Raw genomic sequence first — 22,299 nt, 5'->3', positions numbered from 1 at the left:
TTAAGTTTTTTATTGCCCTTAAGTATTCTTGCCTGTTCCCTGTTCCCTGTTCCCTGTTCCCTGTTCCCTGTTCCCTACCTTTGCTATACAATACCGATGCTACCGGACATGATATTATTAATTATTAATTCAGGTTAAAATCCTCCCCTTTTCAGGGGAAAAAAGAAAAAAATTTTTCCTTTTAGTCAATCCTCTTCTTTTCAAGGAGAGGTAATAATTAATAATTAATAATTAATAATTAATTATTAATTGTTGAATCCTACCTCCTCGCTCATTCCCATTTCTCCCCTCCTGGGAGGGGGAGGGGCGAGGGGTGGGTTGTCTCCTGTCTCCTGTCTCCTTTCTCCTGTCTCCTGTCTCCTGTCTCCTGTCTCCCCCTCCTGGTAGTCTTCTACCCCTACTAAAAGACTAGTGAAGCGCAAACCCTATTTATAACTATTCAACCGGAGATGATATAATTGTCTATTTAAGTGGATATAGTGGTTCTTTTCCATTCAATTGCCAAATCCTAAATACTAATATAGCCGCCACAGTTAACCATACACAAGAAGGGGCTAAAATCATTCCTGCTGTGGGATTAATTTGCCAGTAAAATATAGTAACTATTAAAGCAGATAACCAAGGACCTAAAATTACGACGGGAACAGCAGCACCTAACCTACGTTCTACAGTAAATATTGTATTCCAAGTATCTCCCAAAGCAAGATGTACTGCAAAAGTTATTAAAGGAAGCACTAAAAATTGTTGGTTCATCTCCTGCCAAACTAATAACGAAGAGATAACTCGTAAGACTGCAATTGTCATCCATACTATGGGAAAAGCTAAAGGTGGAGGTGCCCATTTAGGTCTGACTATACTATCATAAGTCTGACGAGAACGAGTATTATCTAATGGGGAAAAAATTCGCGAACGAATACTTAATAAGGTAAAAAACATTCCTGCAAGTACGGTATTTAACCAATTAGGAAAAGAAGAATAATTATTAACTAAAGTCACCAATTTTTCCATTCCCCAGAAGGCTAGAAGAATAATTCCTATTTGTACAATAGTTCCTAATTTATACATTAAAAGTGCTTTGATATCTAGCTCTTTTGTAGAAACTATTTGTTTGGGGATAGATTGATTTTTCGACTCAGTTTTTACCCCCATTACTGTATTGACAAACTGTTCGACTGTTCCACCATCATTTGATTGAGTCATAATCAGAATATTCAGAAAACTATTAACTTTATTTTCATAGGACTTACGCAAAAGACGAAATTATACACCATTTGTAGGGGTTGGCCATGTACGGGTTAACGGCCGTTAACCCCTACTTTATGTGGTGGTTATGCGTAATTCCTGTCTCATCTAAAATCTGATTATACAGTAATATCATGTCCGGTTGAGTAATTAGATTTTGCTGGAAGGAAGGCAGCTATGCTGTTTGCGTAGCATTCGGTAGGAAAGGTTTTTTTCTCATTGCCACCTTATTTTATACACGCTCCGATGCTACTAGAAATTATATAATTGCTAAGTTATACCAAATTGAAATGAAACTGCTATAGAATAATATTTCAAGTATAATTGACCGCCGGTAAGCGTAGATAAATATAGATCAATTTAATGAATTTCATCATTGTATGCAACCTCATATAAAACTGGTATTAGTTCATTTGAATATAGATACTTTATTGAATACGAATTTAAAAATTCATGCTATTCAAATCCTTATATTTCTCCTGACTCCTGACTTCTGACTCCTGACTCCTGATTAATTGGAATTTGAATAATAAATTCAGTTCCTTGACCTAGTTGAGAATTACAGAATATTTGACCTCTATGTTTTTGTACTATAATTTCATAACTAATAGAAAGCCCTAAACCAGTTCCTTTTCCTACCTCTTTAGTAGTAAAAAACAGGTCAAATATTTTACCTTTTACCTCTTGAGTAATTCCCAAACCATTATCATAAATTTTAATTAAAACTGTGTCTGGATTATCTAGATTAATTTCTGTAGTAATCGTAATAGTAGGAATAAAAAGTTGATCTGTTTCCAGTTTTTCTTCTAATGCATCGATAGCATTACTAAGCAGGTTCATAAATACCTGATTAATTGGAGCTGCATAACACGGAACTAAAGGTAAATCCCCATAATTTTTAACAATTGTAATCTGAGGAAGTTCTGATTTAAGTTTCAATCTATGTTGCAAAATTAACAGGGTACTATCAATTCCTGTATGGATATCTACTTCTTTCCTTTTAGACTCATCAAGGCGAGAAAATGTTCTTAATGATAATACTAATTGACGAATTCTTTCAGCTCCCATTTTCATAGAATTTATCATCTTAGGCAAATCTTTAATAATAAATTCCAAGTCAATATCTTCTGAAAAATCTTTAATTTCTGGAACAGGGTCAAGATAATGTTGATGATATAATTTCATCAAAGTGAGCAAACTTTGTGCATACTCATCGACATGAATTAGATTGCCAAAAATAAAATTTACAGGATTATTAATTTCATGGGCAATTCCTGCTACTAACTGCCCTAAACTAGCCATTTTTTCAGCCTGAATCATCTGCAGTTGAGTTTGTTTTAACTCCCGCAGAGTTTTTGTTAATTCTTCAGTTTGGGTACGGGTTTTTTCCAGTAATTCAGCTTGTTGTAAAGCAATACCTAACTGCACTCCCACCTGTGCTAACAAATTAATTTCTTCATCTTGCCAATAACGAGGACTAGAATTTTGATAAGCAACCAATAACCCCCAAAGTTTTTCTCCCTGCAAAATTGGCACAAAAGTTTCATTTCTGGGAAGTTTACTGGCATTAGTCAGTTTACTGATTACAGGATTAATTGCTAAAGGAGTCTGAACAATAGGAGTCCATTCATCAATCATCGAATCTGCCACAAACTCCCCACTCCAGTTTGGGTAAAAACGATAAATAGCCACTCTCTCAACTTCTAGTAACTGTCGTACCTCTTGAGTAGTCGTCTGAAAAATTGTATTAATATCCAGAGATTGCCTAATTCTATCAATGGTAATTGACAGTCCCTTTTGTCGTTCTGTGGCTTTTTCCAATTCTGCTGCTTGAGCTTGAACTTGTTTGAAATACTGAGCTTGTTGTAGTGCGACTCCCAACTGACCGCCAATTTGAGCCAATAATTCTACCTCTGCTGCTTCCCACTCACGAGGAGCCGAATTTTGATAAGCTGCCAGCAAACCCCAAAGTTTTTCTCCCTGATAAATAGCTACGATAGCATAAGCTCTTGCTTGATAAAACTCTAATACCTCAATGTAACAGTCACTAAAACCTGCATTATAAATATCGTTGCAGATACAATAAACTTTTTGGGCAAAATTTTCGCCTTTGTTTTCTTGCAAATAGGTATCATTCACATAATTTGGCAAATCTCTAATGGAGCATAGATTAACATTTGCGGAGATTTTGGAATTTTCCGTTTGCTCCTGTATTAACTTCTCCCAACCCTCAGCTACTGATTCAGCGACAAACTCCCCACTCCAATCAGCATGAAAGCGGTAGATAATAACTCTGTCTGCATCCAGTAATTTTTGTACTTGTTGGGTAGTTGTTTGAAAAATTGTCTCAAGATCAAGAGACCGACGAATTTTATCAACAATTGCAGCCAGAGTTTTTTGGCGTTCTGCTGATTTTTCCATTGCTGCAGCTCTTGCTGCTAGTTGTACTGACTGCTCCTGAACCTTCTGAACATACTGAGCTTGTTGTAGAGCTACCCCTAATTGAGTTCCTATTTGAACTAGCAACTCAACTTCATCCTTTTGCCAATAACGGGGACCAGAATTTTGATAAGCTGCCAGCAAACCCCAAAGTTTTTCTCCCAGATAAATCGCAATAATCCCATAAGACCTGGCTTGATAATACTCTAATACCTCAATGTAACAGTCACTAAAACCTGCATTATAGATATCGTTGCAGATACGATAAACTAATCCTTTATTAAAATGCCCGCCATTAGTTTCCTGCAAATAGGTATCAGTATGGGGATTTGCCAAATTTTGGACGGAACATCTACTAACATTTTTGTTGATTTCGGGATTTTCCTTTTGCTCCTGTATTAAAGAATTCCAACCTTTAGCTACTGACTCAGCTACAAACTCCCCACTCCAATCAGCATGAAAGCGGTAGATAGTAACTCTGTCTGCATCCAGTAATTTTTGTACTTGTTGGGTAGTTGTTTGAAAAATTGTCTTAAGATCAAAAGACCGACGAATTTTATCAACAATTGCTACTAGAGTTTTTTGCCTTTCTGCTGATTTTTCCTGCTCTGCTGCTTTTGCTAGTTGTACCGACTGCTCCTGAACTTTCTGAAAATACTCAGCTTGTTGGAGAGCAAATCCCAACTGAGCAGCTATTTGAGCTAGCAAGTCTACTTCATCCTTTTGCCAATGACGAGGAGCCGAATTTTGAAAAGTTGCCAGCAAACCCCAAAGTTTTTCTCCAGGTAAAATTGGCACAAGTGCATAAGCTCTGGCTTCAAATTGTTCTAAAAGTTGAACATAACACTGATCATGACCCACCTGATAAATATCGTCAACGGCGAAAGTTTCATTGTTTGCATACCGCCCCCCCTGATTTTGTTCTAAAAAAGTATCTTTAATTATGGGCTGAACTCCCACTAGGGGAGTCCATCTTTCTGCAAAAGATTCGGCAACAAATTCCCCACTAAAGTCAGGTAAAAACTTATATATTACTACTCGATCTGCTTGCAGTAGTTTTCTGACTTCTTGGGTAGCAGTGGCAAAAATTGTCTCAATTTCTAGGGATAGGCGAATTTTGTCGAATAAATTACCTACAATTTTCTGGCGTTCGGCTAACTTTTCTTTTTCTTTACTTATAGCTAGTTGTGCTGCCTGTTTTTCAACTTGTCTGAGAGCATCATCTTGTTGTAGCGCTACACCAAAATGATCGGCTATTTGTTGGACAAATTCTATTTCGTAGTCTTGCCAATGACGAGGCCCACTGCATTGATGAATGCACAGCAAACCCCAAAGTTCGGGTAATATTTCTGTATCTGCACCTTTGAGTAGAGGCACAACTAGATTGGCGCGCACTTGAAATCGCCCCAAAATTTCTGCATGGCAATCACTTAATCCTGCTTGATAAATGTCTGCCACTGCTTGTATTCTACCTTCTTGATAATGAACAGCGAATTGTTCCCCAAAACAGTGGTCATATACTTTAACTGCTAATGCTGAATTCCACTCTAATCCTACATCTTCAGAAACAAATTCTCCTTCCCAGTCTCTTTCTGGATAAAAACGAAACACTCCCACGCGGTCAGCTTTGAGTAGTTGACGTACTTCTGTGGCAGTAATCTTAAAAATTTCTTCTAAATCTAGTGGGCTACGAATTCTCTTAATTACTCTAGCTAAGGCTTTTTGTTGTTGTACTTGGTAATGTGCTGCTTCTAGAAGGTCTGTATTTTTGATTACTACTCCTAGATTTTGAGCCATTTTATGAGCAAGTTCAATCTCCACATCTTGCCATTGCCGAGGTCTGCTACATTGATGTATACAAAGTAATCCCCACAGTTCAGATTGAGTTAATGTTGTAGCATTTTTGGTGTTATCTACTTTGAGTATGGGAACTACCAAATGAGCTTGTACCTGAAACTCTTGGCAAATTTTGCCCTCTGATTCACTTAATGTTGCTTGCTCAATATCCGTTATAGTCTCAATGTATCCTTCTTTATTGTATGCAGCTAATTCTTTCCCAAAAAGCCAATGTTTTACCCTCACCCCTAAAATGGAATTCCAATCATCTGCTACATCTTCACAAATAAATTCTCCTTGCCAATTTAACTGAGGATAGAAGCGAAGCAATGCTACTCGGTCTGCATTTATTAACTGTCGTATTTCTGTAATCGTAATTTTGAAAATAGTTTCTCGGTCTAGGGATGTTGGAATACGAGCGATCGCTGTTGCTAATTTTTTTTTATATTCTTGATTTTCTACAGACATAATTTATTGATTTTTATTAAAAATTTTATAGATAATGTTTCAGAGCGAGTATCGTTAATATTTGTACCTCATATACCACTGAATCTGTTGTATCTCTACCTCCCGAGCAAATCTCTATGAATTATAGACACTATCTTAATGATTTAGTTATGATGAATCTACATTTTTTGTAGACAATAATTTTAATTTTATTTAACAATTTTTTATATAGAATTGTATGATATAATTTAATAACTGTCAATAGTGTGAGCATCTTGCTCGCACTATTGACAATTACAGCACTTTTGAGGATAGTGAGGTATAGCTTAATACTAATGTCTATTACCTATTCCCTAAATTTTTTGGTAGTCCTGCATGGGTTTTGGTGAAGATATATATTTTTTAATTTCTCCCATACTCCCCATCCCCCCCATCTCCCCAAATTCCCCTCCACGGTCGGGGTTAGGGGTTGGTCCCCATCTGCCCACACACTCTCTACCATTACTATGCACCACCACCAATTTTTTATTGTGGGTATTCAAACAGACATGAGATCAAATCCGGTAGCATTGGTATAATAATATCAGATCAAATCCGTTTAATTAGACATAAAAAAAATCTTCAATCGTCATAACTACGCTCATCTTTGTGATTCTCTCTCCTCCTGACTCGGTCCTCCCCCTCCTGGGTTGGGTTAGGGGTGGGTTGACTCCTCAAGACTTAAGCAATCTATAACTGTTTAACCGGATTTGATATCATTTCCGCTGGGGCGCGTTTGTGTAAAACCAAGGGTGAATATCTACAGGAAATTTACGTTTTTTCAAGCTTTTCAGCCTTCTTCCCTCTTGCTTCTTGCTTCTTGCTTACCTTATTTGATATCATTTCCGCTGGGGCGCGTTTGTGTAAAACCAAGGGTGAATATCTACAGGAAATTTACGTTTTTTTCAAGCTTTTCAGCCTTCTTGCCTCTTCCTTCTTCCTTACCTTCACGCTTACAATACCGATGCTACCAGACATGATATGAGATCATTAATTAGGAGTCAGTCCTCCGGAGTCAAGAGGGAAAATAATTTAGAAAGATTTGCGCTCTGGCGCTCAGATGAAACATTTTTTTTCCGAATTAAGCGGATTTGATATGATATTAGAACGGGAGCAAGATGCTCTATACCATTACAATGCACTATAGCAATCCTAAATAAGTTGTGACAAATCAAAAAGTAGATAAAAAAACTGAAACTTCTACCTGTCCCCTGTTCCCTCTCTTGGTGCGCGTTCCCTCTCTTGGTCAGCATTCCCTTGCGACTGGCATCGTCGCGGGGTCTGACCGCTTGCGTCTGACGCCGACGCGGGGTCGCACCGCTGTTCCCTGTTCCCTAAAAGCGGTAAGATTTTTATACACAAATAAAATAGGACTGCTATACTACCTAAAATTGTAGGGGCAAACGGCCGTTTACCCCCACAGACGATAGAAATTATATTACTCACCAAGTCAAGGTTGAGACCACGGACTCAGTTACAGTGCTTTTCATTTAAGTAGGCTACAAAATTCTTTTGGTGCGCGGGAGTAGGCAGTAGGCAGTAGAGAGCAGACAGTAGGATAATGCTTTGGCCACTGTAGTCTATCTATTTGTATCTATAGAACCCCCGATCGTATCTTTGGACGCGGTATGTGCTTTTGGCTTCCGTCCTCAGCCTGAGGAAGTTGTGGAAATTCAGGAACGAGAATGGGGAAAAAGCGGATGAGACCCCGCGTCGCCCAATAGCAAACCTGGTAGCTTCCCTTGCAGGTAGAAAAATACTCTCATCTCCCCATCTCCCCATCTCCTTCTCTATTTTTAAATAGATCCGTTTAGGGGTTCTATAGGACTTACGTTCCTCAAGGTATTTCCGTCATTGGGACCGAAAGGGTTTGCGGAGCAGTCCGGAACGGAAAGCAATCTCAAGTCCTAGTTTTTCGTACCTCATGCGTAAGTCCTGATCTATTGAAAAGACCATAAAAAGTCTTGACCTGTACCTGGTCGATACCAGAGAATATCAGAGAAGAGATTGCCGTTAAAGTCTCCAGCTATTGGGGTATAAGTACCATTAACTGTAAACCTATTGCTGTCAAAAGTACCGTCGGAATTGAAAGACCATAAAAAGTCTTGACCTGTACCTGGTCGATACCAGAGAACATCTGTGGTACCACTAGCATCAAAGTCTCCAGCTATTGGGGTATAAGTACCATTAACTGTAAACCTATTGCTGTCAAAAGTACCGTCGGAATTGAAAGACCATAAAAAGTCTTGACCTGTACCTGGTCGATACCAGAGAACATCTGTGGTACCACTAGCATCAAAGTCTCCAGCTATTGGGGTATAAGTACCATTAACTGTAAACCTATTGCTGTCAAAAGTACCGTCGGAATTGAAAGACCATAAAAAGTCTTGACCTGTACCTGGTCGATACCAGAGAACATCTGTGGTACCACTAGCATCAAAGTCTCCAGCTATTGGGGTATAAGTACCATTAACTGTAAACCTATTGCTGTCAAAAGTACCGTCGGAATTGAAAGACCATAAAAAGTCTTGACCTGTACCTGGTCGATACCAGAGAACATCTGTGGTGCCACTGCCATCAAAATCTCCCGCTACTGGGGTGTAAGTACCGTTAACTGTAAACCTACTGCTGGTACGATTTCCATCCTTATCAAAGAACCAGATGAAATCCTGGCCTGACCCTGGTCGATACCAGAGAATATCTGAGGTGGAATCACCGTTAAAATCTCCAACTATCGGCGTGTAAGTACCATTGACCGTGAAGCGACTGCTCTCAAAAGAGCCGTCAGAGTTGAAGAACCAAATGAAATCCTGGCCTGGTCCTGGTCGATACCAGAGAATATCAGTATTGTTGTCTCCATTAAAGTCACCTGCAATGGGTTCATATACCCCATTAATTCTGACTGGGGTGCTTGTGTAAGATGGTTCTGATGACGTTGTAGATATCGATATAGTTTCAGTATCTGTATTATTCGATTCGTCAGTCTCCGCAACAGCATCAAAACTGTCAACGAGCATACCAATCTGATAATCTGCGTCCTCATCCCAAGAAAAACCGTCTATAGTAGGTAGGGAAAAACTTTCACTTAGCACTCCGCTATTACTGTTACCAGGCAAACTTTCTATCCAGGTAAAACCAAGCAGATAGTCTTCCTGTGCGTCAATATTAGCATCCTCGGATAAGAAGAAGTCTACCCAGAAACCAGTAGCATCATCGCTGCCAGTATTGTCTACAGAAAAGTCAATATCAATAGAATCACCAGGACTAACTTGTTGCGGAGTTACTTCAAAGACATCACTAGATAGATCGATTTGGTTTTCAAAGGTAGAGAGAATTAGTTCGAGGTTAATATTACCAAAGTCACCATTGAATCCATCCACTGCTATGTTGTAGGTTTCACCTTCAACTACATCAAAGAGAATCTCGCTCTGGAGACCATAATTTACACTATCATCATTACTGTCAATCTCAGTTAAGTTAGAGAGGGAAGAACCTGTATACGCTGCTAGTATTGTATCAAAATCACTACCGCCAGTATTGACGGTTAAAGTACCATCATTAGGAGCTGTCCAACTCCACCACAGGGATGCACCGCCATCATTTCCTGCATGAAGAGGTTCTTCTAACTCTACAGTTGCGTTCTCATTGGTAGCTGTTTCATTAATCTGTGAACCGCTTAAAGAAATCCTGTCAGCAAAATCATCGTTTGCTAGGGTATCAGCCTCCAAAAACAAAGCCAACTCAACATTACCTGCTGCTCCACTAAATCCATCCACTGCAATTTGATAGTTAGTTCCTGCTACTGCTTGGAAAGCAATTTGGCTTTGCAAACCACTACTATCGTCATTGCTAGCAATCTCAGTTAAGTTGGAGACTGATGAACCTGTGTAGGCGGCTAAAATGGTGTCGAAATCGCTGCCAAAGGTATCAATAGTTACTAATCCTGAACTTGGTGCTGTCCAATTCCACCATAGGGAACTACCACCATCATTTCCAGCATGATTTGGTTCTCCAAGTTCTTTGGAAGCGTTGATGCTACTGGTAGTTGCGTTATCGGAAGTACCACTGAGGGTAGCACTGTTGGCAAAATCATTGTTAGATATCTGTGAAGAGATCTGTGATGTTGCTAGTTCTATATCTAAAACGATATTACCCTCAGAACCAGAAAATCCATCAACTGCAATTTTATAATTTGTTCCTCCAACAACTTCAAAAGTCACCAGACTTTGTACTCCCTCACCTCCATCATCGTCACTGGCAACTTCAGTCAGGTTTGACACAGAATCACCTGTATAAATTCCTAATATAGTATCAAAATTACTACCATCAGTTCCGATAGTGACTGTACCAGATGAAGGTGCAGTCCAATCCCACCAAACGGAACTACCGCCAGAGTTTTCAGCATGATTTGGTTCTCCCGATTCTATGGTGGCATTAATATTGTTGCCAGTAGCGCTAGCAGATGAACCACTTAAGGATATACTGTCAGATAAATTATCGTTTTCTACCCCTATTGTTTCTAGTGAGAGGTCAATAGCAATATTGCCTGTAGCTTCCAAATATCCATCTACCGCAAAATGATATGTGGTTCCCCCTACGGCATCGAAGACAATTTCGCTTTGGCGACTACTTCCACTATCGTCGTTGCTATCAACTTCAGTCAAGTTTGAAACTGAAGCACCTATATATGCAGCTAATACAGTATCAAAGTCACTACCGAAAGTATTGACTGTCACTTCCCCAGAAGTAGGAGCTGTCCAACTCCACCAAAGAGAGTTACCTCCACCAACATCAGCGTGATTTGGTTCTCCAGATTGTTCGGTAGCATTAACATTTGTACCAGAGTCGCTGTCTGATGTACCAGACAGGATTTCGCTATCTAGAAAATTATCGTTGTCAAGTCGAGCAGATTCTATCTCTAATGCAGCACCTAGATTAAGTCTGGGTTTAGTAATTCCGTTGCGGTGGTCTGTAATGGGGTCGCCAGAATTAAGCATCCGTTGCAGAATTTGGTCTGGACTTTCATTGGGGAAGGCTTCACTTAAGACCGCAACTGCTCCAGCAACGTGGGGTGCTGCCATTGAAGTTCCAGGAACGTTGAATCCTCCTGCATTTATAAATGCTCCAGGTGCTAGTATGTCTAGAAACTGGGCACTGTTGGAAAACACTGCCACTCGATCTGGTACAACGTCTAAGTCGATATCCCCATAGCTACCTGTGTAGTCATACGTTGCACCAACTGATACCGCACTTTCATAAGCAGCAGGTCTTCCAATTCCATCTGTGTAGCGATTATTTCCAGATGCAACGATGGTGAGGATACCTGCTGATTTGGCTGCTTCAATAGCTAAACCTCTAGCAGAGCTATCATCAGAGAGTGGTTCTGTAAATTTTCCCCCACCAAGACTCATATTGATGGCTTCAATATTGTAAGTGTTTCTGTTATCAATCACCCAGTTAATCGCAGCGATCTGGTTTGATACCCTTGATGTTGATTTCCCCTGTTCATTAAAGGTATCAAAAACATCTAATGCTGCAATATTAGTCCCTGGTGCAACTCCAGCAACAATGGCGCTAACATTCGTTCCATGGCCATCGTTGTCATCTTGACCATCATCATTGCCAAAGTCTTGAGCAAATACTATTCGATCCTCAAGACCAGGAGCATTTGGATTAGCGCCTGTATCAAGAACTGCAACAGTTGTACCTTCCCCTGTATATCCTGCTGCTTCTGCTTCTGGTTGATTGATGATGGGTAGACTTTCTTGTAGAAATGTTTCATCTACTTCCGGAACTGCTGCTCCTAAAACGTCATCATTTTCTAACAGTTCTAGCAGAGGTTCTTCTGACTCAAACCGGACAAAGGAAATTGGCAAATTACCATAATCATCTATAATTTCAAATCCTTCTGGTAAATCAGAGAATACCTCTTCTTTTTTTAGTTCTGCCAGCAATTCTGCTTTGTATTCTAAGATTTCGTCGCTACCTGCCTCTAAACCTTCCTCCACCATTCGAGCTTCTACCAGTGCATCAATTTCACTGCTGTCTAATGAGACTAAAAGTTCTTGGGCCTCACCATTAGCGATCGCTTCTAACACCTCTGGCGATACTTTCTCTTCTGGTTCTAATGAAGCAATACTACTTGGTGTCTCTGTGAATTTTCCTTCTGGTGGAATATTTATGACATCTGTTTCAGATTGTTCTCCATCATCATCTACAGATGTTTTCTCTTCTTTGGGTAAAGTAACATCAGTGGGTTTTTCTGATGAATTCTCAGAAGATTCTTCTTTGGGTAGACCTGTTAACAAATCGGCCTTTTCTGTTCCCAAGTCTTTAAAATCTTCTTGTTCAAACCGACCTACAATTACTGGTTTCTCATCTGTAGAGCTTTGGTCAGTTGAATTTCTGAAGCTGTCAAATGAATTTTAAAAATTTATATTACTTTCTTGTAAAATACCATCAGTATCCTCTTCAACATTTAACAAAGAAAGTAACTTGATACCCTCATCAGAAGCTGAAAATTTATCTAAGGGAATACTACGTTGTTCTCCGACAACAAAATTATAGTTGAGAGGAGATTCTAGTTCATTTAAAGGGCCATATAGTTCTGTTGTTTGTTCCATTTTCCTAAAAATTTAGTAATTGCTAATAGTTTGACTTTTATTTCTAGTTACTTCTAGATTCTGCAATGCCATACTATGGGTTAAATAGCTAGAATGAAGGTCAATGTATCACTTTAAACCGCAAAACTTACGATGAAATTAACTCCTAATATAGCACTATCTTCTTTGGCGTTTGACAATAAATCTGGGTTGTTTGTACAGCATTATGGTAGGAAAAGGCAACAGCTTTCTTATGGAAATAGGCATACAGAGGAATATCAAACGACTTAGAGGTTGTTTGTCAAGAATTATGAAGTGTTTTTACCCCTGAAAAATTGGGTATTTCAGCCTATAAAATCTGGGATAAATCACCAAGTTGTTACAGTTTAAAGCTCAATCATTGTACATTACAAAACTTTATAAACAGTCTCTTAATGCGTAGCGCTATATAAATTTACTTTTCATCTCCAAGCAAATTATCTCTGATTACGGAAAATCATAATTTTTGAATTCTAAATACCCTGAAATTTCAATTTTTTTACTTATTTTTATAATGAGGATAGATATCTAAAATACTGTTATTTATCTTTTTCTTTTGGGTTTAATACCTCACCGTCTACACAGTGTTTACAATTGGTTGGGGTTTGAGTCCCCATTCACTTTTTCCTTTTTCCTTCTTCCTTCTTCCTTCTTCCTTCTTTAATGTGATTTTTATGATTACTTAATTTTTTTCAGTTGAGCAGGTATAAAAGTTATTAATATCTGAATCAAGAAAATTATTTTAGGGTTGGCTCACTGAAAAATACTTGACATTTTCAGTAAAAGAATGTATCGTATTATTAACTTATACAATAGCAGTCCTATTTGTTCGCACTTTAGGGCTGTTTTTTATGTCTTTATACTAAAATAAAAACACTCTAAAATTTATTCTATTTATGCAACTAATATCTCGTAAATCATCTAGATGGTTTATTGTTGGCATGGCAAGCATATTTATATTTTCAATCATGCTCAGATTCTGGCAACTAGGTCGTTTTAATACTCTCGTTTTTGACGAGGTTTATTATGCTAAATTTGCCAATAACTACTTAACTAAAACTGATTTTTTTAATGCCCACCCTCCACTTAGTCAATATATTATTGCTATTAGTATTTGGATAGGCTCTCATCTGCCCTTCGGACAAGAAATAGTGAATAATGAAACAGGTTCTACTTTAGCTCCTTGGACTTATCGATGGATAAATGCTTTAACTGGTTCATTTATTCCAGTAGTAGTAGGAGCGATCGCTTATCAATTAACTAGGCGCCAAAGTTATGGTTTTATTGCAGCTTTACTAATTGCTTTGGATGGATTATTTTTAGTTGAATCCCGCTACGCACTGAATAATATTTATCTAGTAATTTTTGGATTATTAGGTCAGTTCTGCTTAATTATTGCTTTGCAAGATTGGCAATTGAAACAAAAAATTTGGTTGGCTTTAGCCGGAATAAATTTTGGTGCAAGTGCTGCGATAAAATGGAATGGTTTAGGATTTTTACTCAGTATTTATCTACTCTGGATATTTGCCTGGGTCATTGAATTTTTAGCCCCCCCAAAAAAGTCTAATTTTATATCTCCTTTGCGAAATTTAGCTCGACTAAATCTGCTGAAATTTACTTTAAACTTATTTTTTATTCCCATCATAACCTACAGTTTACTCTGGATTCCTCACATTATTCTCAATCCGAAATATGGATTTTGGGAAATGCAAAAACAAATTTTCAGCTATCATCAAAGAATTGGTAGTGGACCAGATACTCATCCTTATTGTGCTCAATGGTTTACTTGGCCATTGATGCTCAGACCTGTGGTTTATTTCTATAAAAATACAGGCTTATTAGATCAACCTGAAGCTTCTTTACCACCATTACCTTCAGATATTGGAAATCCAAAAGTTAATCCGCTAATTTATGATGTTCATGCTATGGGAAATCCCGCTCTTTGGTGGTTATCAGCAGTAGCAATTTTATCTTTAGTGTTAATATTAATTAACTGCATCTGGGATTGGGAAAAAAAACGAAAAGCTAGACGTAATAAAATTTTCATTAAGCCAAAAGTGAAATTTATTCCTGCCTCAGAAATGTGGTTTTTACTATATTTATTATTAAATTGGTTTGCCAATTTTTTACCTTGGTCAAAAGTGACTCGTTGTACTTTTATCTATCATTATATGGGTGCTGCTGTGTTTGCTATTTTGGCACTTGCTTGGTGGCTTGATAAGTGGTTAAATAATAGACAAGTTCATCTCAGAGCAATAGGAGTTACAGTTATTTTTATCATTTTATTTGCTTTTGTTTTTTGGATGCCTATTTATTTGGGATTACCTATATCTCCGCAAAATTGGCAGATGAGGATGTGGTTTCGTTCTTGGATTTGAAGAAGGGAAAAGGCAGAAGGCAGAAGGCAGAAGGCAGAAGGGAAAATTGCTTATGGATAGTCTTCGACACGCCACTCCGCGTCTACAAACCTCAAACAATTTTAAGCACCCCCGTTGACGGTGGGGTATTAAACCTACCACAGAAAAGATAATATTAGATTTTAGGCGCTAAGTTTTAGGTTGCGAATATCAGGAAATTAGTTTCCCAAATTTTATTAGTTATTTGTCATATTATTAGAGCGTGCTTGATATAAACTACCAAATAAATGACTAATATTAATATCAAGTTATTTTGAATACTTATATAGTGTTTTTATTTGAGATATAAATATAAATTGAGGTTTTTTCTAATAAAAAAAGCGCTGTTTTGAGTTTCTTATATCCTGTATATCCTGGTGTTTGTTACTATTTAATGTTGTTTTCCCTCCTTTACCGAAAAATTAAGGTATAAACCCTCTCCATTCATGGATAAAAAAACGGTCGATCTTCGGAGCTTCCCGTAGGGTGGGATGGCGTTAGCTGGTCTCCTCGCCATATCCAATAGACCAAGAGAAGAAAAAAAATCCTTTTAGCCAATCCTCTTCTTTATAAGAATAGATAATTATTAATTATTAATTGTTAATTATTAATTGTTGAATATTCCCTCCATACCTTTTTCATGGCACTTGGCTTCCACATCCCAGATAAAAACACTATAAACTAAGTTATCAATCAAGGGAAAATAGTGGTACTTTGATATTTTTCACCAAAAATTCTTTCCAACCCAGTAGTAGCACAAGAAATGCTTTAAAAAGCTAAAAATAGCTGTTTGCGTAGCATGACTAGGAAAACCTAAATATATCAAAAAATCTTTTAATTAAAGGTAAAAAAATTGCTGTATAAGGTTTTGAGATTATTTTTAATCTATTTTTTTCTAAAGTCTCGATAGAAGAGGAAAGTTTCCACGAATCATCTAGTAGTTCTATATTATCTTCCCACCAATTAAAGGTTAAATCTAACACCTACGACCTACCAAATACGACCTTCTCAAATAAAGCTCTATACACAGGTTGATCTTTAGCTAAAGTAACAATTTCTCTTTCTGATAATACTGGCAAAATATTTTCAGTTAACCAATCATCAGAACTTCGAGAAAATGAACTATGAGCAGAGAAGCGGTTACACATTTCTCTTGCCACTTTCTCTACATCAGAATGGAGAAAAACTTTTCCTCCAACTGTTAAATAATTTGCTAAATCTTCGACTAATTTTGGTTGCACAACTCTGCGTATTTGATGACGTCTCTTAAACCAAGGATCGGGAAATAAAATTGAGACTCTTTGTAATGTTCCTTCTCGCAAAGATTGTAATATTTTTTCCAGAGAGATATTGGCATTACAAAATAAATAGTGCAAATTATTAAAACCCTGTTCATTTAGCAAATTATTAGCCTCTATAACTAATGGTTCCCGAATTTCTAAACCCAGAAAATTCCACTCAGGTTCTGTCTGTGCCATCTGCCATAAAAATTTACCCCGACCACAACCAATATCTAAATGTAATGGTTTATTTAAATCAGAATAAATATTACTAAAATTTGGTAGAGTTACTGACTCTTGATATTTATTAGAGAAAGGATTAACGTGCTGTCTTACTCTGACTCTTGCCAAAATTTACACCTCTATTTTTGCGTTATAATTAAGGTTTGCTGAATCAAGTCTTTTTGCCGGGGTAGGAGACAGGAGACAGGAGACAACCCACCCCTAACCCCTCCGGTGGAGGGGAGAAATGGGAATGAGCGAGGAGGCAGGAGTAAAAGTAATTGTCTCTTGATTTCTCTGCCCAACTATGAGCCTAAAATACGCTCCTTTTTGAGCGTTTTAGACGTGATACCGAGTACTTTTTCCGACCCCAAAAAGGCACTTGTCTTTATATGTCAATACTTTTAGATTTAATCAGTAAGCCCTAATTATACGATAATGATGTAAATTTTTACCACTAATTCAGATAGGGAGTAGTTCATTAATGAATAATGGATAATGGATAATTGATAATTACCTCTGGTTAAAACCGTTATAGAATTGAATATAAGGAAATATTATTTCTTCTCTTGGTCTATTGGATTGAGTAACAATTGTAAGAATGATTTTTCTGCCATATTCAGCCCAAAATACTAGCTTTTTGAGCGTTTTCAACTCAAAAAGACACACTTTTTTCGACCTTAAAAATGCTCAAACCTTTATATCTCAATACTTTAATAATTAATCAGCAAGCCCTAATTATTAATTATTAATTATTATTAATTGTTGAATGCCTATATATTATGAAACTAAATCCATCACAAATAAAAAAAATTGAGAACTTTCTAGAAAAAATTAAAAATGATACTTATCCCGAACCTCCAACCAAACTTCATAATCAAATAACTAAGCAAATGTTTGATGTATGTCTAAAGCAAATATTTTTACCACCAGCAGCCAAAATATTAGATATTGGTTGTGGTCAAGGTGTCGCTTTAGAAATATTTAAAAAACATGGTTTTTTACCAACTGGAATTACTCTAAATAGTGAAGATGTAGCTATTTGCCAACAAAAAGGTTATCAAGTTTATGAAATGGATCAATCTTTTCTAGAATTTGCAGATAACTATTTTGATTTTGTTTGGTGCAGACATTGTTTAGAACATAGTATTTTTCCATATTTTACTTTGCAGGAAATTTATAGAGTTATTAAACCCGAAGGTTATCTATATTTAGAAGTACCTGCTCCTGATACAAGTTGCAAACATCAAACTAATAAAAACCACTACAGTGTATTGGGAAAAACGATGTGGCTAGATTTAATTAAAAGAACAGGGTTTGAAGTTTTACAAGTATTAGATATTCAATTTAATGTGCCTGTAGGTCCAGATATATATTGGGCAATGATTCAGAGGAAAAATAGTTCGACTATAACTTCATAAAATTCTACCAAAATTCTCAATATCCAATCGCAATCTAAATTCTGAACAGCAAGAAATAAAGCTCTCCCTAAATTCTCATAAATTTACTCAAAAATTGATGCTTGACTCTTTTCAAAAAGCGCGAGCTTATGAATCTGAAATCTTCCAATTAATTCGCAAATTTCTACAAAATGGTGACTGTTTTATTGATATTGGCGCTCATATTGGATATTATTCTATTTTAGCTGCAAAAATAGTAGGCATTGAAGGTAAAGTTTTTGCTTTTGAACCAGAATTATCAAATTATCAAAAAATCTTAGAGAATATTAGTCTCAACAATCTAAACAATATTAGCTTATTTAATCTTGCTGTTGGCTCAGAAACGAAACAAACACAACTATTTTTTAATCAAGATAATGATGGCGGTCATGCTTTGTGGGATGTCGGTAAACATCCATTCAATCAAAAAAGTTTGGATAATCAAACAATGCAAAATATTCAACAATCTACACTTGATGATATTTTAAGTCAGCAAAAAGATATTAGTCACATCAAAATGATTAAAATTGATACTGAAGGAGCAGAGCTTGATGTAATTAAAGGAGCAGTAAATACACTTTATCAATATGATGTTCCCTATATTATTTGTGAAATTAATAAATTTGGATTACAACAAATGGGAACTAATGAAACAGAATTGAGAGAATTTATGGAATCCTTAAAATATGAAACTTATTTAATTACCTCAGACGAAATTAATCAGCTAGTTAAGTTACCTATCGGTAAGTATTATCAAACATCCCATGTATTTAACGTTCTATTTACTAAACAAAATAAAATGATAAATCAAGAATCATAATTCAGACTTGAAAATGCACGACTTCTATCTACTTAGGGTTTGCTGAAAAAGTCTTATAAGTGAGGGGAGGAGTCAGGATTCAGGAGTCAGAATTAATGGGAATTATAGGGAAAGAAGCCGAAAGAATTGTCGCTCAATTTTTCTGCCCTTGTCTGCTCAAAATGTTAGTATTTTGCGCAATTCGGAGCTAAAAATTGACACTTTTTTCGCAACAAAAAGGCTAAAACCTTTGTATGTCAATGTTTTAATATTTAATCAGCAAGCCCTAATTATTAGTAAGTATTCAGCTAGCTCGCGGTCAGCTCTTCGGTGCGGAGTGCTGCGCAAACAACTTTTTAATAAATGAACCAAGCATTTGCTTAACTTATACGACATTTTTAAACAAAGAATTGAAGCACAAGAACAGCAAGCTTAAATTTTCTACTAAAATTAATAAGGTTGATAGCTGATAGCTGATAGCTGACTGCTGAATGCTTACAATTATTAATTATTAATTATTAATTATTAATTGAAGATAATACCTCTTGATGAATTAGTGATCGCTCTCTCAAAAAATCTATCCTTTCTGGAAACAAAGCATTCCCATTCGCATAATTTTCAATCCACATCTTACTAATTAAATTTGCATCTTCCGGCAATTCAGCTAATTCCCATCCAGGCATTTCCAACTCAGTCATTAACTGACTAACTTTCGGGTCGTAACTAATAGCAAAACAACGACATTCCTCCGCAGAACCCATAATTAAACTGTGAAAACGCATACCTATTACCATTTCCACACCCCGAAAAACTCCCTTCAAAACTCTAGGGTCTTCTATAGTTAAAATCTTGCTATGATTAGGCAATTTTTGATGAATAGATTCAGCAATTTTTAAATCCTTTATCGGTTGAAAAGGCAACAACAAAATAAACGCTTTAGTTGCCTTTTGAAAAGAAACCAAAGCCTGAGTTAAAATTGCTAAACGTGCCGGAGTAAGTTGTGGGTGAGGTCTCAAACTGACCGCTACTCTTGGCGCAGGTAAATCCCAAAGACCAGGGACAGAGGAACTTTCCAAAGCCCAAACTGGGTCAGGAGCTAAAGTAAAAGGAATCTCCCACTTGGCAACTATTTTTGCCGAATTGGCATCCCTGACACTAACCGCAGTACAACCTTTAAAACATTGCTTTGCCAAAAATTGGGTACTTTGATGATGTAAAGGACCAATACCCTGTGCCCAGGCAATTGTTTTTAAGCCCATTTTTTGAGCAATTCCCATTAGTCCGGCATAATAAAAAGGACTAGCAATACTGGTAGCATCTTGAATCAGACTTCCACCCCCCCAGATAAATACATCCGAACGTTTCATGGCCTGGAGAATAGTAAAAGTATTGAGGCGATCGCCTGCTTCGACTTGATATTGTTTTTGAGTTTCGATGGGGTTGCCAGACAAAACATAAGGTTGAATATTATCGGGCAACGTCTGCAACAAAGATGCTAATAATGCCTCATCCCCACTATTACCTTTTCCGTAGTAACCACACAAAATTGCTCGCATTTGTCTGAGTAGTTTATTCTTTTGATATAACCTTATATAACACCAAAGTTGATACTTAAATTTTCAGATTTTTTGGATATGCACGCTTTATCAATTCCTACTTGGATTATTCATATTTCTAGCGTTATTGAATGGATAGCTGCCATTTGGTTTATTTCTCTCTATGGCAATGTCACTAATAACCGTGCCTGGTATGGTTTATCTTTTGCCATGTTACCTGCATTGGTCAGTGCGATGTGTGCCTGCACTTGGCATTATTTTGATAATGACCCTAATTTAGAATGGTTGGTTACTCTTCAAGCTTCAATGACTTTGTTGGGAAATTTTACTCTATTAGCTGCTGCTTGGTTGATATTTTCTAGTAGTAAAAAGCAAGAAGAAGGTAGCGAGAGTTAATTTTTCGGTACGACACTGAATCTAGACTAGAGACTATGATTTTTTGACAAATTACATATATTCAGAAGTGAGTGATTTTTCAGCACTCCACACCAGATAATCTATAACGTTATAGTTTTGAGAGAGTCTTTAGAATACTGAGAACTGAATCTAGACTAGAGACTATGACTTTTTGACAAATTACATATATTCAGAAGTGAGTGATTTTTCAGCCCTTCAGATTATATATCTGTAACGTTATAGTTTTGAAAATATATATTCAGAGTATTTTGAATACTTACTCCAAAGTACCGACTATCTTTTTTTTGAAAAATTAAATCAACTCAGAAGTGAGATATTTTTGAGCGCTCCAGACTAATAATCTATAACGTTATAGATATCTAGTCTGGAGTGCTGAAAAATATCTCACTTCTGAGTTGATTTAATTTTTCAAAAAAAGATAGTCGGTACTCTGGAGTTAAGTATTCAAAATACTCTGAATATACAGACTTAAAACTATAACGTTATAGTTTTGAAAATATATATTCAGAGTATTTTGAATACTGAATATAATGTATTTTGAATACAGAGCTTTAACTATGGACTACTAGCTACTTACTACAACAAAATTTTTTATACTCCTAAAAATATGATTTCTAAAGATACTCTATTTGCTCTTTCTCTATTTCCTTATTTAGGCTTTCTTTGGTTTCTCACTCGTTCAGGCAAAACACCCCGTTTAGCCTTAATTGGATTTTATGGCACTTTAGTATTTGTAGGCGTAACTATTCCCGCTGGAATTTATGCTAAACAAGTTTATAGTGAAGCCTTAGCAAATATTGATTGGTTACATGGTAGTGCAGAAGTATTTCTAACACTATCTAATATTTTGCTAGTGCTAGGTTTTAGGGAAGCTGTTTTAAAGAAGGAAGAGGAAATAAGGAAATAGAGAAAGAGCAAATAGAGTATCTTTAGAAATCATATTTTTAGGAGTATAAAAAATTTTGTTGTAGTAAGTAGCTAGTAGTCCATAGTTAAAGCTCTGTATTCAAAATACATTATATTCAGTATTCAAAATACTCTGAATATATATTTTCAAAACTATAACGTTATAGATATCTAGTCTGGAGCGCTCAAAAATATCTCACTGCTGAGTTGATTTAATTTTTCAAAAAAAGATAGTAGGTACTCTGGAGTTCAGTATTCAAAATACTCTGAATATACAGACTTAAAACTATAACGTTATAGATATCTAGTCTGGAGTGCTGAAAAATATCTCACTTCTGAGTTGATTTAATTTTTCAAAAAAAGATAGTCGGTACTTTGGAGTAAGTATTCAAAATACTCTGAATATATATTTTCAAAACTATAACGTTATAGATTATTAGTCTGGAGCGCTCAAAAATATCTCACTTCTGAGTTGATTTAATTTTTCAAAAAAAGATAGTCGGTACTCTGGAGTTAAGTATTCAAAATACTCTGAATATACAGACTTAAAACTATAACGTTATAGATATCTAGTCTGGAGTGCTGAAAAATATCTCACTTCTGAGTTGATTTAATTTTTCAAAAAAAGATAGTCGGTACT

At 36.5% G+C, this 22,299-nt stretch carries 15 protein-coding genes; 7 read left to right on the top strand and 8 right to left on the bottom strand.

Annotation, left to right across the window (positions count from 1 at the left end):
- Positions 1–245: 245 nt before the first annotated feature.
- The 4 genes from D5R40_RS35670 to D5R40_RS20225 all read right to left on the bottom strand — a co-directional run bounded on the left by D5R40_RS35670 (position 246) and on the right by D5R40_RS20225 (position 6,506).
- Entirely contained in the window at positions 246–422 is a 177-nt protein-coding gene (locus tag D5R40_RS35670) for a hypothetical protein (RefSeq protein WP_161565028.1), read from the bottom strand.
- Between the two features lie 40 nt (positions 423–462).
- Complete coding sequence (locus D5R40_RS20235; RefSeq protein ID WP_124145421.1) at positions 463–1,200, bottom strand: TspO/MBR family protein; 738 nt, start codon at positions 1,198–1,200, stop codon at positions 463–465.
- A gap of 510 nt (positions 1,201–1,710) precedes the next feature.
- Complete coding sequence (locus tag D5R40_RS20230; RefSeq protein WP_124155112.1) at positions 1,711–5,985, bottom strand: GAF domain-containing sensor histidine kinase; 4,275 nt, start codon at positions 5,983–5,985, stop codon at positions 1,711–1,713.
- A gap of 332 nt (positions 5,986–6,317) precedes the next feature.
- On the bottom strand, positions 6,318–6,506 hold the full coding sequence (locus D5R40_RS20225; protein ID WP_124155111.1) for a hypothetical protein: 189 nt from the start codon (positions 6,504–6,506) through the stop codon (positions 6,318–6,320).
- Positions 6,507–7,569: 1,063 nt separating this feature from the next.
- On the opposite strand from D5R40_RS20225, the gene D5R40_RS35665 reads away from it, so the two are divergent.
- A complete protein-coding gene (locus D5R40_RS35665; protein WP_161565027.1) occupies positions 7,570–7,707 on the top strand; it encodes a hypothetical protein in 138 nt (45 codons plus the stop codon).
- A 236-nt stretch (positions 7,708–7,943) separates the two neighbouring features.
- On the opposite strand, the gene D5R40_RS20220 is transcribed toward D5R40_RS35665, so the two are convergent.
- Complete coding sequence (locus D5R40_RS20220) at positions 7,944–12,332, bottom strand: S8 family serine peptidase (protein ID WP_124155110.1); 4,389 nt, start codon at positions 12,330–12,332, stop codon at positions 7,944–7,946.
- Between the two features lie 96 nt (positions 12,333–12,428).
- Positions 12,429–12,626, bottom strand: coding sequence for a hypothetical protein (locus D5R40_RS20215; protein ID WP_124145419.1), 198 nt, complete (start codon positions 12,624–12,626; stop codon positions 12,429–12,431).
- Positions 12,627–13,540: 914 nt separating this feature from the next.
- On the opposite strand from D5R40_RS20215, the gene D5R40_RS20210 reads away from it, so the two are divergent.
- Together D5R40_RS20210 and D5R40_RS35660 are read left to right on the top strand one after the other, a co-directional pair.
- On the top strand, positions 13,541–15,022 hold the full coding sequence (locus D5R40_RS20210) for a dolichyl-phosphate-mannose--protein mannosyltransferase (protein WP_192901293.1): 1,482 nt from the start codon (positions 13,541–13,543) through the stop codon (positions 15,020–15,022).
- Positions 15,019–15,174, top strand: a complete 156-nt coding sequence (locus D5R40_RS35660; protein WP_161565026.1) for a hypothetical protein — start codon at positions 15,019–15,021, stop codon at positions 15,172–15,174. Before D5R40_RS20210 ends, D5R40_RS35660 begins: the two co-directional genes overlap by 4 nt.
- An 849-nt stretch (positions 15,175–16,023) precedes the next feature.
- Here D5R40_RS35660 and trmB read toward each other — a convergent pair.
- Positions 16,024–16,671 (bottom strand): tRNA (guanosine(46)-N7)-methyltransferase TrmB, encoded by a 648-nt coding sequence (gene trmB, locus D5R40_RS20205; RefSeq protein WP_124145417.1) that lies wholly within the window; start codon positions 16,669–16,671, stop codon positions 16,024–16,026.
- 653 nt (positions 16,672–17,324) lie between these two features.
- On the opposite strand from trmB, the gene D5R40_RS20200 reads away from it, so the two are divergent.
- Both D5R40_RS20200 and D5R40_RS20195 read left to right on the top strand, forming a co-directional pair.
- Positions 17,325–17,963, top strand: a complete 639-nt coding sequence (locus tag D5R40_RS20200; RefSeq protein ID WP_124145416.1) for a class I SAM-dependent methyltransferase — start codon at positions 17,325–17,327, stop codon at positions 17,961–17,963.
- 97 nt (positions 17,964–18,060) lie between these two features.
- Entirely contained in the window at positions 18,061–18,801 is a 741-nt protein-coding gene (locus D5R40_RS20195; RefSeq protein WP_124145415.1) for an FkbM family methyltransferase, read from the top strand.
- 497 nt (positions 18,802–19,298) lie between these two features.
- Here the strand turns inward: D5R40_RS20195 and csaB are convergent, their stop codons facing one another.
- The gene (gene csaB, locus D5R40_RS20190; RefSeq protein ID WP_124145414.1) at positions 19,299–20,336 is read right to left on the bottom strand and encodes a polysaccharide pyruvyl transferase CsaB; all 1,038 of its coding nucleotides are present in this window, start codon (positions 20,334–20,336) and stop codon (positions 19,299–19,301) included.
- Positions 20,337–20,414: 78 nt separating this feature from the next.
- Between csaB and D5R40_RS20185 the strand changes: the two genes are divergently transcribed.
- Positions 20,415–20,732 carry a DUF2499 domain-containing protein gene (locus D5R40_RS20185; protein WP_124145422.1) on the top strand — a complete coding sequence of 106 codons (318 nt, stop codon included), beginning with the start codon at positions 20,415–20,417 and terminating at the stop codon, positions 20,730–20,732.
- 628 nt (positions 20,733–21,360) lie between these two features.
- The gene (locus D5R40_RS20180; RefSeq protein WP_124155108.1) at positions 21,361–21,660 is read left to right on the top strand and encodes a DUF3593 domain-containing protein; all 300 of its coding nucleotides are present in this window, start codon (positions 21,361–21,363) and stop codon (positions 21,658–21,660) included.
- Positions 21,661–22,299: the final 639 nt, after the last annotated feature.

Origin of the sequence: Okeania hirsuta, assembly GCF_003838195.1 — a bacterium.
In the GTDB taxonomy this organism is placed as follows: domain Bacteria; phylum Cyanobacteriota; class Cyanobacteriia; order Cyanobacteriales; family Microcoleaceae; genus Okeania; species Okeania hirsuta.
This window is presented reverse-complemented; position numbering and strand designations above follow the sequence as displayed.

Bases quoted from the DNA above. Each gene is read 5' to 3' on its own strand.
- D5R40_RS20235 (WP_124145421.1), bottom strand. From the start codon at position 1,200: ATGACTCAATCAAATGATGGTGGAACAGTCGAACAGTTTGTCAATACA.
- D5R40_RS20230 (WP_124155112.1), bottom strand. From the start codon at position 5,985: ATGTCTGTAGAAAATCAAGAATATAAAAAAAAATTAGCAACAGCGATC.
- D5R40_RS20215 (WP_124145419.1), bottom strand. From the start codon at position 12,626: ATGGAACAAACAACAGAACTATATGGCCCTTTAAATGAACTAGAATCT.
- D5R40_RS20210 (WP_192901293.1), top strand. From the start codon at position 13,541: ATGCAACTAATATCTCGTAAATCATCTAGATGGTTTATTGTTGGCATG.
- D5R40_RS20200 (WP_124145416.1), top strand. From the start codon at position 17,325: ATGAAACTAAATCCATCACAAATAAAAAAAATTGAGAACTTTCTAGAA.
- D5R40_RS20195 (WP_124145415.1), top strand. From the start codon at position 18,061: ATGCTTGACTCTTTTCAAAAAGCGCGAGCTTATGAATCTGAAATCTTC.
- csaB (WP_124145414.1), bottom strand. From the start codon at position 20,336: ATGCGAGCAATTTTGTGTGGTTACTACGGAAAAGGTAATAGTGGGGAT.
- D5R40_RS20185 (WP_124145422.1), top strand. From the start codon at position 20,415: ATGCACGCTTTATCAATTCCTACTTGGATTATTCATATTTCTAGCGTT.
- D5R40_RS20180 (WP_124155108.1), top strand. From the start codon at position 21,361: ATGATTTCTAAAGATACTCTATTTGCTCTTTCTCTATTTCCTTATTTA.